Annotated in this window: 15 protein-coding genes; 13 read left to right on the forward strand and 2 right to left on the reverse strand. The window is 41.7% G+C overall.

What is annotated here, in order from left to right; all coding sequences use genetic code 11:
- Positions 1 to 104: 104 nt before the first annotated feature.
- Complete coding sequence (locus EJ995_RS03250; RefSeq protein ID WP_126445570.1) at positions 105 to 983, reverse strand: cell division protein FtsX; 879 nt, start codon at positions 981 to 983, stop codon at positions 105 to 107.
- A gap of 125 nt (positions 984 to 1,108) precedes the next feature.
- Here EJ995_RS03250 and EJ995_RS03255 point away from each other — a divergent pair, with 125 nt between their 5' ends.
- Positions 1,109 to 4,192, forward strand: coding sequence for a leucine--tRNA ligase (locus EJ995_RS03255; RefSeq protein WP_126445572.1), 3,084 nt, complete (start codon positions 1,109 to 1,111; stop codon positions 4,190 to 4,192).
- A gap of 432 nt (positions 4,193 to 4,624) precedes the next feature.
- Positions 4,625 to 4,888, forward strand: a complete 264-nt coding sequence (locus tag EJ995_RS03260; protein WP_317126812.1) for a GIY-YIG nuclease family protein — start codon at positions 4,625 to 4,627, stop codon at positions 4,886 to 4,888.
- 306 nt (positions 4,889 to 5,194) lie between these two features.
- Here EJ995_RS03260 and EJ995_RS03265 read toward each other — a convergent pair whose 3' ends face one another.
- A complete protein-coding gene (locus EJ995_RS03265) occupies positions 5,195 to 5,878 on the reverse strand; it encodes a T9SS type A sorting domain-containing protein (protein ID WP_126445574.1) in 684 nt (227 codons plus the stop codon).
- Between the two features lie 204 nt (positions 5,879 to 6,082).
- On the opposite strand from EJ995_RS03265, the gene cyoE reads away from it, so the two are divergent.
- The 11 genes from cyoE (at position 6,083) to EJ995_RS03320 (ending at position 14,504) form a co-directional block, all read left to right on the forward strand.
- Positions 6,083 to 6,976, forward strand: coding sequence for a heme o synthase (cyoE, locus tag EJ995_RS03270; protein ID WP_126445576.1), 894 nt, complete (start codon positions 6,083 to 6,085; stop codon positions 6,974 to 6,976).
- The gene (locus EJ995_RS03275; protein WP_126445578.1) at positions 6,976 to 7,566 is read left to right on the forward strand and encodes a cytochrome c oxidase subunit 3; all 591 of its coding nucleotides are present in this window, start codon (positions 6,976 to 6,978) and stop codon (positions 7,564 to 7,566) included. Before cyoE ends, EJ995_RS03275 begins: the two co-directional genes overlap by 1 nt.
- A gap of 37 nt (positions 7,567 to 7,603) precedes the next feature.
- Entirely contained in the window at positions 7,604 to 8,602 is a 999-nt protein-coding gene (locus tag EJ995_RS03280) for a cytochrome c oxidase subunit 3 (protein WP_126445580.1), read from the forward strand.
- Between the two features lie 17 nt (positions 8,603 to 8,619).
- Positions 8,620 to 9,015: a cytochrome C oxidase subunit IV family protein gene (locus EJ995_RS03285; RefSeq protein ID WP_126445582.1), complete on the forward strand. Its 396-nt coding sequence runs from the start codon at positions 8,620 to 8,622 to the stop codon at positions 9,013 to 9,015.
- 57 nt (positions 9,016 to 9,072) lie between these two features.
- Positions 9,073 to 9,771 carry a membrane or secreted protein gene (locus EJ995_RS03290; RefSeq protein ID WP_126445584.1) on the forward strand — a complete coding sequence of 233 codons (699 nt, stop codon included), beginning with the start codon at positions 9,073 to 9,075 and terminating at the stop codon, positions 9,769 to 9,771.
- On the forward strand, positions 9,764 to 10,465 hold the full coding sequence (locus EJ995_RS03295) for an SCO family protein (RefSeq protein ID WP_126445586.1): 702 nt from the start codon (positions 9,764 to 9,766) through the stop codon (positions 10,463 to 10,465). Before EJ995_RS03290 ends, EJ995_RS03295 begins: the two co-directional genes overlap by 8 nt.
- A 1-nt stretch (position 10,466) precedes the next feature.
- Positions 10,467 to 10,988, forward strand: a complete 522-nt coding sequence (locus EJ995_RS03300) for a DUF420 domain-containing protein (RefSeq protein ID WP_126445588.1) — start codon at positions 10,467 to 10,469, stop codon at positions 10,986 to 10,988.
- Positions 10,989 to 10,997: 9 nt separating this feature from the next.
- Entirely contained in the window at positions 10,998 to 11,216 is a 219-nt protein-coding gene (locus tag EJ995_RS03305; RefSeq protein WP_126445590.1) for a hypothetical protein, read from the forward strand.
- A gap of 85 nt (positions 11,217 to 11,301) precedes the next feature.
- Positions 11,302 to 12,003, forward strand: coding sequence for an ABC transporter ATP-binding protein (locus EJ995_RS03310; RefSeq protein ID WP_126445592.1), 702 nt, complete (start codon positions 11,302 to 11,304; stop codon positions 12,001 to 12,003).
- Positions 11,996 to 13,243 (forward strand): ABC transporter permease, encoded by a 1,248-nt coding sequence (locus tag EJ995_RS03315; protein WP_126445594.1) that lies wholly within the window; start codon positions 11,996 to 11,998, stop codon positions 13,241 to 13,243. Before EJ995_RS03310 ends, EJ995_RS03315 begins: the two co-directional genes overlap by 8 nt.
- A gap of 1 nt (position 13,244) precedes the next feature.
- Positions 13,245 to 14,504 (forward strand): ABC transporter permease, encoded by a 1,260-nt coding sequence (locus tag EJ995_RS03320; RefSeq protein WP_126445596.1) that lies wholly within the window; start codon positions 13,245 to 13,247, stop codon positions 14,502 to 14,504.
- Positions 14,505 to 14,518 lie beyond the last annotated feature (14 nt).

Genomic DNA, 14,518 nt, shown 5'->3' on the forward strand with positions numbered 1-14,518 from the left:
GCTTTCGCGAAAGCTTAAAAAGCGAAAGTATTATCCTACAAATATATTGTAAAAATACGATTTCCTTTGATCTCTTTTCTCTTGCGTATTTTTCACAGGAGGATTTAATAGTACAATTGATCTGTTCTCAGATTCAAGTAACGCGTCGTTGCAAAGAATGTGCTGATCAAGCTTATCAAGATACCAAAAACCAGTACGCCCACAAATAGGATCGCCAGCATCTGGTAATTCTGTAAAATCTCTAATTCTGGTACATAGCCATCCATCCAGTACACCACGCCACCTAGTGCAATGAGTGCCAGCAGCGCACCAAAAAAGCCTAGCCTTATGCTCGTCATAATAAATGGCTTGCGTATAAAACCTTTGGTCGCGCCCACCATTTGCATGGTCTTGATGGTGAATCTTTTGGCATAAATCGATAGCCTGATAGAGCTGTTGATAAGCAGGAATGCAATAAAAATAAACACACCACTCACGATCAACATCCAGAAGCTTATGCGTTTTACATTTTCATTCAATAGCGAGACGAGTGGCTTGTCATAGCTCACTTCTTGCACAAAATCCTTGGCAGCAAGGTCATCTGCGATTTGTTGTATTTGTGCGTCGTCAACAAAACTTGCGTTCAATCGCACGTCGATGGAGTTGGGAATCGGATTAAAACCGTCCAGTTTTGCCACAAAGTCCTCGCCTAGATCATCCATGGTTTTTTGCGCACCTTCTTCTGCGCTTACAAACACGGCACTTTTAGTATAATCTGCCATTTGCAGTGATTTTTCCAGCTGTTGCATCTCGACATCCTTGGCACTGTCCTTAAAGTATATCGACATAGGCACCTGCTCACGGAAGTAATCTGCCAGCTTTTGGCTATTAAGCAAGAAAAAGCCTTGCAATCCCAGCATAAAAAGCACTAAAAAAACGCTGATCACCACCCAAAAATAGGAGCTGAACAATCGCCGTTTTTGATAGGAAGAATTAGACGCCATAAATCGCTGTTGCAATGATTGATACCCGCAAAAATAACAAAGTTACCGCGCGGTCATGGATTACAACGCTATAAGTTTCTTACTTGTTGCAAACGGCCTATTTTTGCTAGCTAGAATAAGCAATTATGTTACTGTACGACCACCAAAAGATTGAAGCAAAATGGCAGGAATACTGGGCCGCAAACCAGACGTTCAAAGCCACCAATCAATCTGGTAAGCCTAAATTCTATGCTCTAGATATGTTCCCATATCCTAGTGGTGCTGGGCTGCACGTGGGTCATCCATTGGGTTATATCGCCAGTGACATCGTGTCTCGATACAAGCGCCATACGGGTCACAACGTCCTGCATCCTATGGGTTATGATAGTTTTGGCTTGCCGGCAGAGCAGTACGCAATCCAAACAGGACAGCATCCAGCAATCACAACCCGTGACAATATCGCGCGCTACCGTGAGCAAATGGATCGCATAGGTTTTAGTTTTGACTGGTCGCGTGAGGTAAAAACCAGTGATCCAGACTATTATAAATACACGCAAGAGATTTTTATCATGCTTTTTGATAGCTGGTATGATAAGGATCAAGACCGTGCGCGTCCAGTGAGTGACTTGGTATCACGCTTTCGCGAAAGCGGAACAACCACCATCAACGCTGCAACAGAGGAAAACCTGAGAGATTTTACGGCTGCAGAATGGAATGCGTTTACCGATCAAGAACAACAAGAAATATTATTAGACTACAGGCTTACTTACCTAGCAGATACTGAGGTTAATTGGTGTCCAGCACTAGGTACGGTACTCGCTAATGATGAGATCGTGAACGGCGTGAGTGAGCGTGGCGGCCATCCTGTGGTGCGCAAGAAAATGCGCCAGTGGATGATGCGCATCAGCGCCTATGCAGAGCGATTGCTCAACGACCTAGAAGACCTGGACTGGAGCGAGTCCATCAAAGAAATACAGCGCAATTGGATTGGGAAATCCATTGGTTCTATGGTAACCTTTAAGCTAGAGGAAAAGTATAACGATACTTTTCCCCTTTGGGGAAATGCAGCAGGCAATGGGGCCAAGATCGACGTTTTTACCACCAGACCAGATACCATCTATGGAGTTACGTTTATGACGCTAGCACCCGAACATGAGCTAGTGGATATGATCACCACACCAGAACAAAAAGAAGCGGTAGAAGCTTATAAAAAAGCCACTGCAGCCAGATCAGAGCGCGAGCGCATGGCAGATGTGAAAACCATTTCTGGTGTATTTACAGGTGCTTATGCTACGCATCCATTGAGCGGAGAAAAAATTCCTGTCTGGGTAGGCGATTATGTTTTGGCGGGTTATGGAACTGGCGCAGTAATGGCCGTTCCTTGTGGCGATGAGCGCGATCATGCTTTTGCTAATCATTTTGCAGGTCAAAAAGGCATGCCTGCTATCAAAAACATTTTCAAGGATACCGACATAAGCGAGGAAGCTTATGCTGCCAAAGACGATACACCACTTACCAATAGCGACTTCCTTAATGAGATGAGCTATGCCAGCGGCGCCATGGCTGCAGCGATTGAGAAATTAGAGCAAGTAGGCGCTGGCAAAGGAAAAACCAATTACCGTTTGCGCGATGCAGTCTTCTCGAGACAGCGTTATTGGGGCGAGCCGTACCCAGTTTATTACAAGGATGGTTTACCGCAAATGATTGATCGTAAGCATTTGCCGTTAGAATTACCAGAGGTAGATGAATACCTACCTACAGAAGATGGCGCACCGCCACTAGGTCGTGCGACGACCTGGAGCTGGTGTACCCAAGAAAATAAAGTCGTTTCTAACGATGACGATCGTGATTGTGTGTACCCGTTAGAATTGAATACTATGCCTGGATGGGCCGGTAGTTCTTGGTATATGTTTAGGTACATGGATGCCAACAATGAGAGCGAAATGTTCTCCAGGGAAGCTCAAGAATACTGGCAAAATGTCGATCTATACATCGGTGGTAGCGAGCACGCCACAGGTCACTTGCTGTACAGCCGTTTTTGGGTCAAGTTTCTACACGATCTAGAAAAAGTAACCGTCAACGAGCCATTCAAAAAGCTGATTAATCAAGGGATGATATTGGGTGAGAGTGCTTTTGTTCTAAAAACAAAAACATTCAATCTTTATCAACGTACGGAAGATATCAGTAACGAAGCACGAATAGTATACAGAGTAAAGAAAACAAATAAAATTTACAATCCTGACTCATCTATTATTTATGCACGTCGCCTATTTCAACCAATTATTGATGGTATTTTCAGCATGAGTGATGCTAGATTTAATTATACTCAGCGTTTCTTGAGTCAATTGTTCGGTATTGAATATAATGATTCGCAGATTTTAGTACCAGATGAAGAGTCAAGCATACCAGTACATATTCCAGTTGAGTTAGTTAATTCAAATAATTATGTTGATACTGAGAAGTATATACAAAACTCATTATATGAAAAAGGCAGTATTATTTTACTTGATGAAAAGAGACAGCTTAGAACTTTTCGCGAGGTAGAAAAAATGTCCAAGTCCAAATACAACGTCGTCAATCCAGACGATATCTGCGAGCAGTATGGCGCAGACACCTTGCGTTTGTACGAGATGTTTTTAGGTCCGCTGGAGCAGGCTAAACCATGGAACACGGCTGGTATTACAGGTGTTTATGGATTCATGAAAAAGCTATGGAAACTCTATCACAACAATGATGGATTCTATGTGAGCGATGAAAAAGCATCGCCTGATAGCATGAAAACGCTGCACAAAACCATCAAGAAAACTCGTGAAGATATTGAGAACTTCTCATTCAACACTAGCGTGAGCAGCTTTATGATTGCGGTCAATGAGCTCACGGCCCAGAAATGTCATCATAGAGAGGTGCTGGAACCACTAGCTATTCTGGTATCACCATACGCACCGCACATAGCAGAGGAATTGTGGTCATTGTTGGGTCACGAGGAATCCATTAGTGAGGCGCCGTTCCCAGTATTTGAAGAAAAGTATCTGGTAGAAAGCAGCAAGACCTATCCTATTTCGTTCAACGGTAAGATGAAATTTACGCTGGATTTACCAGTCGACATCTCAAAAGACGAGTTGGAAAAGCTCGTCCTAGAAAACGAAAAAGTTCAAGAACAACTGGCAGGCAAGACCATCCGCAAAACCATTATCGTCCCAGGTAAGATTGTAAATTTTGTGGTAGGATAATATAATGCTCCGTCGAGCATGACGCGATGATTAAAATCACCGAAATGCCTGGTCGAGCGTAGTCGAGACCTTTTTTGAAAGAGAATGACTTTTGAACTTTGAGACAGCTCTCGATGCCGCTCGAGCAAGCATTGGAAAAAGCTTGGAACAGCAATATGCCTGGTCGAGCGTAGTCGAGACCTTTTTTGAAAGAGAATGACTTTTGAACTTTGAATAAGCTCTCGACGCAGCTCGAGCAAGCATTGAAAGAAGCTAAGAACAGCAATATGCCTGGTCGAGCGAAGTCGAGACCTTTCTTGGAAGATGATGACTTTTGAAGTTTGAAGCAGCTCTAGATACCACTCGAGCAAGCAAATGAAATATTATATGGTGAGAAACTACCAATTTTATGTTTACATCTTAGAATGCTCTGATGGATTACTTTATACGGGCATGACAAATAATATCGATCGCAGATTGAAAGAGCATAATGCTGGAGTGAATCCATTTTCATTTACCTACAAGCGACGGCCAATAGCATTACTATTTCAGCAAGAATTTAATGATATTTTTCAGGCTTATCATTTTGAGGCAAGAATCAAGAAATGGAGTTCAAAGAAGAAGAGAGCTTTAGCAAATGACGACTTTGATTTGATTAAAATTCTAGCAGAGTGTCGCAATCAAACTCATAGTAAGTTCTTCTCAAAACTGAATTGAACATCGATGACTGGTCGAGCGTAGTCGAGACCTCTTCGAAGAGAAAATCTTCTGAACCTTGAAATAGCTCTCGATGCCGCTCGAGCAAGCATCGGAGAAGTGAAAATTAAAGGATGGCTGATCTAAAAATTTAAACCAGTTCAATACGAATTTGACGAAATATTGAGATAGCAGCATGCCTGGTCGAGCGTAGTCGAGACCTCTATTGGAAGAGAATGACTTTTGAACTTTAAGACAGCTCTCGACGCCGCTCGAGCAAGCATTAGTAAACCAGAGTTTGAACACTCAGACAAACTCTATTTCAATTTACTGCTTTACAAATGTTGCGCTACTTCCAGTCACGTTTATGATAAACAGGCCTGTGTCTAGACTACTCACATCTACAGTTGAGTTATTGTCAAGTTTACCGTTAAGTAACAGCCTGCCTGCAATGTCATAAACGGAGTATTCATCTGAAGGATTTTTAGAACCAACCTTGAGAACGCTAGTAGTAGGATTAGGATACATTCCTATTAATGAATTTGAATCGTTGATAGCTGCAGTAGCTGGCGCCGTGGCTCTGGTGTAACTAAAACCACCATTACCATTTCCTTGCGACCAGGAATTGAAGGTAACGTCAATATAAATATCTGCAGCGATCAAATGCATTACAAGTGATTGTCCAGGCGCACTACGAGGCCTGCCCACCGCACTTCTAAAATCGGTAAATGTGAAATCGGCAAAATCCACCGCGCTACCTACCGCCCATTCTGTGCCTGCTGGATTTGAGTTTTGCAAGGCACTAGTCTGCGAGACAGCATTATAAAGACCACCACCATTGCGTCCTCTTGTGATCGCCACATCGGTATTAATTTGATCTTGATTTGAGGGAATGTTGGGATCTGTGCCATCTGCTTTAGTGAAAGTCGTAAAACTTGCGTTCCACACGATTTGGGATTGTGCCAGTATGGAGAAGAACAACAGCGCGAGAAAGATGAGAGTGGTTTTCATAATAGGAATTTTAAGTTGTTGATTCAAAGGGCATTGTAAAGGTACTGGTTTTAGACTATCGAAAATTTTATATGGTAACCAGATTGGTTTGATTACGCTTTCGCGAAAGCATAATCACATTTAACATCCTGCTTGAAAGGCTATGAATTGCTTTGCTACAAAGTCGTTGTAGGGTATCTTTACAACCCGTTAAAAACGACACATTTGAGTGAAGTGCAAGCCATAGAAAAATCTCCTGGAATACTGGCAAATTATGTGGAAATCACAAAGCCTAGGTTATCCATCGTGGTGGTTTTTTCATCGATCGCTGGATACTTTCTAGGTGCCGAAAACTATAGCTGGATCACTATTTTACTCCTATGTATAGGTGGCTATTTTCTGGTAGGTTCTTCAAACGTTTTCAATCAAATCATCGAGCGCGATCGTGATGCATTGATGAAGCGCACCATGAATCGGCCTATTCCTACGGGTAGAATTGCGGCGAATCATGCATGGATTTATGGTCTTGTCATGGCGCTGACTGGTGTGTATCTATTATTCTTGATCAATGCTGCTACTGCATTTTTTGGTGCATTAAGTATTGTGTTGTACGCAGCAGTGTACACGCCATTAAAAACTAGAACTCCGTTATGCGTGTTTGTTGGTGCCTTTCCTGGAGCGATTCCTTATATGTTGGGTTGGGTTGCGGCGAGTGGTGATTTTGGCATTGAGCCAGGCACATTATTTATGCTACAGTTTTTCTGGCAGTTTCCGCATTTCTGGGCGATAGGATGGATGCTTGAGAACGACTATAAAGCTGGTGGTTTCAAGATGTTGCCCACTGGTGCGACAGATAGAGGAACGGCCATTCAAATTGTTCTTTACACGATCTGGACGATTATGGTGTCGTTGATACCAGCCTTTGGCGTAACGGGTGATTTATTCATGACGCCTTGGAGCGCGGCATTAATTTTATTGTTGGGGCTTTGGTTCTTGTACTATGCGATCAAATTATATAAAGAACGATCCAATGAGGTAGCGCGCAAATTGATGCTGGTGAGTGTGAGTTATATAACGTTGATTCAAATCATCTACGTGGTAGATAAATTTTTAAGATAATGAGTGAGGTTGCAGATTTACCTATGAAACAGCGCATCGCGCGATCCAAAAAGCAAATGATGTGGTTTGCCATTGCAAGTCTGGTCATGATGTTTGCGGGTTTGACTAGTGCCTATGTAGTAAGTAGTGCCAGACGTGACTGGGTTGATATAGATCTACCACAGGAATTTTATTACAGCACTGGTGTTATTTTATTAAGCAGCTTGACATTGTTTCTAGCAAAGCGCTTGATCCTTAAGGGTGATCGTGCGGCTGGAATGATTTTTACCGTGGTGACTTTTGTTCTGGGTACCACGTTTGTGGTAATGCAGTTTGCTGGATTTCAAAGCATTATTGATATGGGTTATCGCTTTACTGGTGCAGCAAGTAATGTAAATGCATCCTTTATATACGTGATTGTTGCGGCTCACCTGGCGCACATCGTTGCTGGACTCATTGCGCTTCTTGTGATGACTGTTCAAACATTGAGAAGTAAATACACGCCTGATAATATTTTAGGATTTGAGCTAGGCTCCATGTTTTGGCACTTTGTAGACGTATTGTGGATATACTTGCTGCTATTTTTAGCCTTTGCGAAAGATATTTTTTAAACCTATTTTTGCCACTTATTACTACTAATTAAGAATTATGGAGACTACAGTAGCTGCTACTGGTACAGAAGGCCAAAAATGGGGTGGCGGCACAAAGCCGCTAGGAGTGAGTTATGGTAAGATGATGATGTGGTTCTTCATCCTGTCAGATGCACTTACATTCTCAGGTTTTCTAGCCGCATATGGTTTCTCTCGTTTTAAGTTTATCGAGGAATGGCCTATCGCAGATGAAGTTTTTAACCACTTTCCATTTTTACATGGTGTCGATGCACCTATGTTTTATGTGGCATTAATGACCTTTATTCTTATTGGTTCATCGGTTACGATGGTACTAGCTGTTGATGCAGGTCACCACATGAATCGCAAGAAAGTTGCTCTTTATTTATTACTTACTGTCATTGGTGGTTTGATCTTCGTTGGCTCACAGGCCTGGGAATGGGCAAACTTTATTTCAGGAGAATATGGTGCTGTAAAAACTCGCGGTGGTAGAATTCTACAATTTGTTGATGCAGATGGCAAACGTGTGGCGCTGGATGAGTTTGTGTCTGTAGGCGATAGAGATTTTGAGGCTTATGGAGAAAGTGAAGGTATATGGTATGAGACATCTGGCGATATAGGTAGTACTTATACTATTGATGAGGTACGTGAAGGTTTCATGGCAAATCCAGATTTATTAATCCGTACCACGCAGATTGTGGTCAATGAAGAAACGGGAGCGTCTGAGAAACTCATACTTTCTCGTGACGAGTCCATGTTCAAGCTTCAAAAGCAAGCAGTAAGCGTGGTGGAAGGTGCTAATCTAGAAGAGAATGAATATGGCGCGCCACTATTTGCAGATTTCTTTTTCTTCATCACTGGATTTCACGGTTTCCACGTATTCTCTGGAGTTGTATTTAACTTGATTATTTTCTTCAATGTTTTATTAGGCACTTATGAGCGCCGTGGACATTATGAGATGGTAGAGAAAGTGGGATTGTACTGGCACTTTGTCGATCTAGTTTGGGTATTTGTATTTACCTTCTTCTACCTAGTTTAATTTTTTAAGATATCACGATGGCAGATCACGCATCACATACAGAACATAAGCTAGAAATCTTTAGAGGTCTAGTGAAATTTAAATCAAACATCCAGAAAATTTGGGGTGTTTTGATATTCCTATCTATAGTTACCATCATTGAGGTAGCTTTAGGTTATATCAAACCAGACTTCTTGAATGCAGAGTTTCTGGCGCTTAAATATCTTAACTGGATATTCATCATTCTGACATTGGTAAAGGCTTATTATATCACTTGGGATTTCATGCACATGCGTGATGAGGTAAGTGGTCTGCGCAAAGCAGTAGTATGGACAGCGGTATTCCTGATCATCTATCTTATTGCCATCCTACTTGTAGAAGGTGAATATATCTATCAAGTTTACAAGAATGCAGCTGTAAGTTTTGACTTCTAGAAGCCACTAATACACTAACATTACAGGACGGATTTTCCGTCCTTTTTTATACCATCGATGTCAGCAAGTAACGATCCTAATAGCATCAAAAAGGTCAACCCGATTGCCAAGTATTTTGTGCTCATTGTATTGTTTGCCTTACCGCTGGTCGCTTATCTATTTTTTCTACAAGGCAAGCATCATTTTGATACATTACCAGTTGTAAACGATCAAGTTGCGGAGCTTAATGACTTCAAGACCATCGAGGGTAATGCAGTACAGCTAGCAGATAGCGTTACCATCATTACCTTTTTAGGAAATAAGCCTTATGAGCGACTGGGCTACGTTTCAAATCTTAATGAGAAAATCTATAAAGAATTTCACGAGTTTGACACATTCCAGATGATCTCTATCGTACCGCAAAGTGGGCTAGAAGACATTGCCGAGATTAAATATCAAATGGCAACTAATACCGATGTTGAAGACTGGCACTTTATCACAGCGACTGATGAGCAGATTAATAATTTCGTCAACTCACTAGAAGTACAGAAAGAATTGAATACTGATTTATCATCAGATTTTGCCTATGTGATCGATAAAAATGCAGCACAACGTGGCAGACCTAAAGATGATGAGGAAGACGCCGTCTATGGTTATGATACCAGCTCCATCAATGATTTACAAAAGGTCATGATTGACGATGTGCGCGTTTTGTTAGCCGAATATAGATTTGCCTTCAAAGAAAATCGGGACAATAAATTAAAGGACGATGAGTAAAAAAAGCGATACGCCTTATTATGTAGGATTGGGAATTGTCATATTGATATTTGGATACTTTGCAGTGACTAACGTGATCGATTACATAGAGAAAGACAAAGTAGTGGATAGTAATCGTAGCGTCGATAGAGATCCAGTCGCAGATAAATTTCTCGTCAAATTCAACAAGGTTCCAGACTTTGAATTTATAAACCAAAATGGTGATACCGTCACGAATGAAACGCTTTTAGGTAAGGTCTATATCGTGGATTTTTTCTTCACCACTTGTCCTACTATCTGTACGCCCATGAGTCGCAATCTCTCGCAGGTTACCGATAAGCTTTCTAAATATGATGACTACAGGTCTGTATCCATAACTATCGATCCACAAAATGATACGCCAGCCGTGCTTAAAGAATATGCTGATAGGTATCAGGCAAATGACACTACTTGGTATTTTTTGACAGGTGATAAAGCGGCCACCTATGAGCTGGTCCAGAAAGGTTTCAATTCTTATGTTGGTGAAAGCGATGACCCAGCTATACGATTTGAGCACAGTGGTAATTTTGCACTGGTAGATCGCGATGGATACATAAGATCACGCAAGGATGCTCAGGGAAATCCTATTTATGTTTATAGCGGTATTACAGAGCAATACAGCGAGGCTCAATTAGAAGAAATCATGGATGATGCAGAAACACTTTTAAATAAATAAGATGCTAGAAAAACGTGGCCCAGCGATCATCATCGCTATTTCTATCATAGTCCCAATCGTCGTGGTAATCCTCATGTTTTTGCCAGAGCGATATAATTTTCTAGGTATTGAAAGTGGCATGTTTCCCTTGTTTCATGCGATACTCAACGCCATGACTGGTTTACTGCTCATCACAGGTTTTAGTTTAATCAAGTCTGGTAACAAGACAGCTCACCGTGCCGTGATGACGACTGCATTTGTACTTAGTGCCGTTTTTCTAGTCAGTTATGTTATTTCAAAAATTAGCAATGAGCCGGTACCGTATCCGGACGACGCACCGCTCAAGTGGTTGTATTTATTCATCTTGTTGACACACATCGTACTTTCGGGAATCATTTTGCCGCTTGTTTTATATACCATGTATTTTGCCTGGAACAAGAAATTTGAAAAACACAAGATGATCGCCCGATGGACTTTTCCCATCTGGTTGTATGTGGCGATTACGGGCGTTCTGGTGTATGTTTTCATGCAACCTTACTACTAATCTAGTCCTATGAAAAAGTGGTTGTTTCTGTCAGTAATTTTTTTCTATTCCGCTTTCGCGAAAGCGCAATGCGCCATGTGCCGCGCCGTTATTGAAAGTCAAGGTGACACCGCACAGGCAGAAGGCCTCAATAACGGAATCACTTATCTTATGATTTTCCCATACCTGCTAGTGGGCGCGATCATCTACATGATCTACCGCAGCACGAGCAAGCGAGAGACGAATTAACGGTTTCTTAACAGGCTAACTGTAACTATTCCTGCTTTTTAAGGTCTATTATTTTAGAGATTTGCAACACTAGACCTAACCATCCATGATCGAAATCAAAGATTTACACAAATCTTATAAAACGGGTAACAACTCGTTGCACGTATTAAAGGGCATTGACTTTTCAGTAAAGGAAGGTGAGTTGGTTTCTATTATGGGTTCATCAGGTTCTGGTAAATCTACCTTACTCAACATTCTAGGAATGCTTGACGAGGCTGATGAGGGTTCTTATACGCTGGACAATACACCTATCAAAAACTTGAACGAGAAAATTGCGGCGCAATACCGCAACAAATTTTTAGGTTTCATCTTTCAGTCATTCAATCTTATAGGTTATAAAACTGCGGTGGACAATGTTTCATTGCCATTATACTATCAGAAGGTAAGCCGTAAGGAACGCGATGAGAAATCCATGTATTATCTAGAGAAAGTAGGACTTGCTGACTGGGCAGACCATTTACCCAACCAACTTTCTGGTGGTCAAAAACAACGTGTCGCTATAGCAAGAGCACTCGCGAGTGACCCTAAAGTTCTACTTGCCGATGAGCCTACTGGAGCACTAGATACCAAAACTTCATACGAAGTAATGGATCTTATTCAAGGCATAAATGATGAAGGTCGTACCATTCTTATTGTGACTCACGAGCCAGACATTGCAGAGATGACCAAGCGCATTGTCAACCTCAAAGACGGACGCATCATTGACGATACTCTAGTGAACCAGGTAAAAGCTGCAGCCCATGTTTAACATCGAGCGCTGGCAGGAAATATTTGAAACCATACGCAAGAATAAATTGCGCACCTTTCTCACGAGCTTATCAGTAGCTTCTGGGATCTTTATTCTAGTGATACTATTGGGTTTTTCAACAGGAATCGAGACTGGCGTGCGTACTGAATTTGAACAAGACGCCACCAATAGGATTTCCATCAATGTACGTACGACTACCAAAGGTTACAACGGCTTAAACCCAGGAAGAAGATTACAACTGCGCGATGCAGATTATGACAATCTCAACGCCAAATATGAGAATCAGATTGAGTACAAGACAAGCGTCTATTCTATCTGGCAATCACAAGTGAATTACAAAACCCAACAAGGTAATTATCGAGTGCAAGGTGTCTCACAAGATCAGCAATGGATTGAAAATGCTACATTATCTGACGGGCGATTTATAAGCCCAGATGACATTGCAGAATCCCGTAAGGTAGCTGCAATAGGTTATCAAATGAAGCAAGATCTTTTTAAGGATGAAGATGCCATCGGGAAAACGGTGTTGATCAATAACAATGTGAACTTTACCGTGGTAGGTGTTTACACAGATCCAGGTGGAACTCGTGAGGAGACACGCATGTTCATGCCTATCACCACAGCACAGCGAGTTTTTAATGCTGGTAGTAATATTGATCAAATTGCTTACACCGTTCAACCTGCAGCAACCTTTGATGAGACGGTTGAGCTTAGTGCCGCAATGAAAGAATCCATAGAACAAGACTTAAGGACCAGATTTCAGGTCGCACCTGATGATCGTGTCGCCATACGTGTGGACGATACACTAGAAGAGGCTCAGCAGATATTTGGCTTGATTGCCACCATCAGATCTGTGTTTTGGTTCATAGGTATAGGTACAATCATCGCTGGTGTGGTAGGCGTCGGTAATATTATGCTTATCGTTGTTAAGGAACGCACCAAAGAAATTGGGATACGTAAAGCGCTAGGTGCCTTGCCTAGTGAGATAATATGGATGGTGCTTCATGAATCTATTTTTATTACCAGCATTGCAGGATTGATAGGTTTGTTTCTAGGTGTTGGTTTGTTAGAACTTATATCACCACTGGTAGAGACAGATTTCATCAAATACCCTAAGGTAGATTTCACCACTTCAATCACCACAGTAGTAATTCTGGTAGTTGCTGGTGCGCTAGCAGGATTTTTTCCCGCGCGACGTGCTGCAAACATAAAACCTATTGAAGCTTTAAGAGACGAATAATATGTTTAGTAGAGATAGATGGAATGAGATACTGGAAGCCCTTAACTCAAATAAGTTAAGGACGATACTAACAGCATTCGGTGTTTTCTGGGGAATTTTTATTCTAGTAGCACTGCTTGCGTTGACAAACGGTTTGCGCAATGGGGTTTCATCAGATTTTGGTGATCGAGCGACAAACACCATGTTTATGTGGGGCCAATCTACGAGCATGGCTTACAAAGGATTGAACAAAGGCCGTCGCGTACAGTTCAAACTCGCTGATGTTGATGCACTAAAATCCAAAATGCCTGATTTACGCATCGTGTCACCACGATTGCAATTAGGTGGTTATCGTGGTGCAAATAATGTAACGCGTGGCGATAAGACAGGAGCGTTTCAAGTAAACGGCGATTATCCAGAGTTCAAGCAACAGCAACCTATGGATATTCTAAAGGGTCGTTGGATTAATTATTCTGATATTGATAAGTTGTTGAAGACAGCTGTAATCGGTACTGGTGTAGAGAAAGCACTATTTGATATAGGTGAAGAACCTATAGGTCAATACATAAGTTTGCAAGGAGTGAACTTTAAGGTGGTCGGTGTTTTTGATAATCCAAACAGTCAAGGAGATAGCGAGGAAGAAGCCAATAATATATTTATCCCGTTCACAACATTTGGTAAGGCATTCAACTCTGGTGACGATGTAGGCTGGATGGCCATCACGGCAAACGATGATGTGAGCATGACAGATTTGAAGCCGCAAGTGCTTTCCATCATGCGTGAGCAACGCGGCGTTCACCCTAACGATATGCGAGCCATAGGAAACTTTGACCTCGCAGAGCAGTTTGCAAAATTCACAGGGCTATTCGATATTTTGAGTTTTGTGGGCTACTTCGTGGGTGGCTTGGTATTACTTTCTGGTGGTATCGGTATCAGCAATATTATGTTGATTGTAGTTAAGGAACGCACTAATGAAATAGGTGTACGTCGTGCACTAGGCGCCACACCATGGGATATTAAGGCACAAATCTTACAGGAATCAATTGTATTGACTTTGATGTCAGGATTGGCAGGAATTGCTTTTGCCGCTGGTATGATTTGGGTAATGAATTATTTACTGGATCAAGCTGGTGAAGTAGATAATTTTGCAAATCCATCAGTAAATATTACCGTGGTCATCATTGCACTCATCATACTAATTATTGCAGGCTTGCTCGCAGGCTTTATACCATCATCACGCGCCACTACTATGAAACCAGTGGATGCTTTGAGAACCGAATAAAAACAAACAACTAA

The organism is Nonlabens ponticola (assembly GCF_003966335.1).
Lineage (GTDB): Bacteria > Bacteroidota > Bacteroidia > Flavobacteriales > Flavobacteriaceae > Nonlabens > Nonlabens ponticola.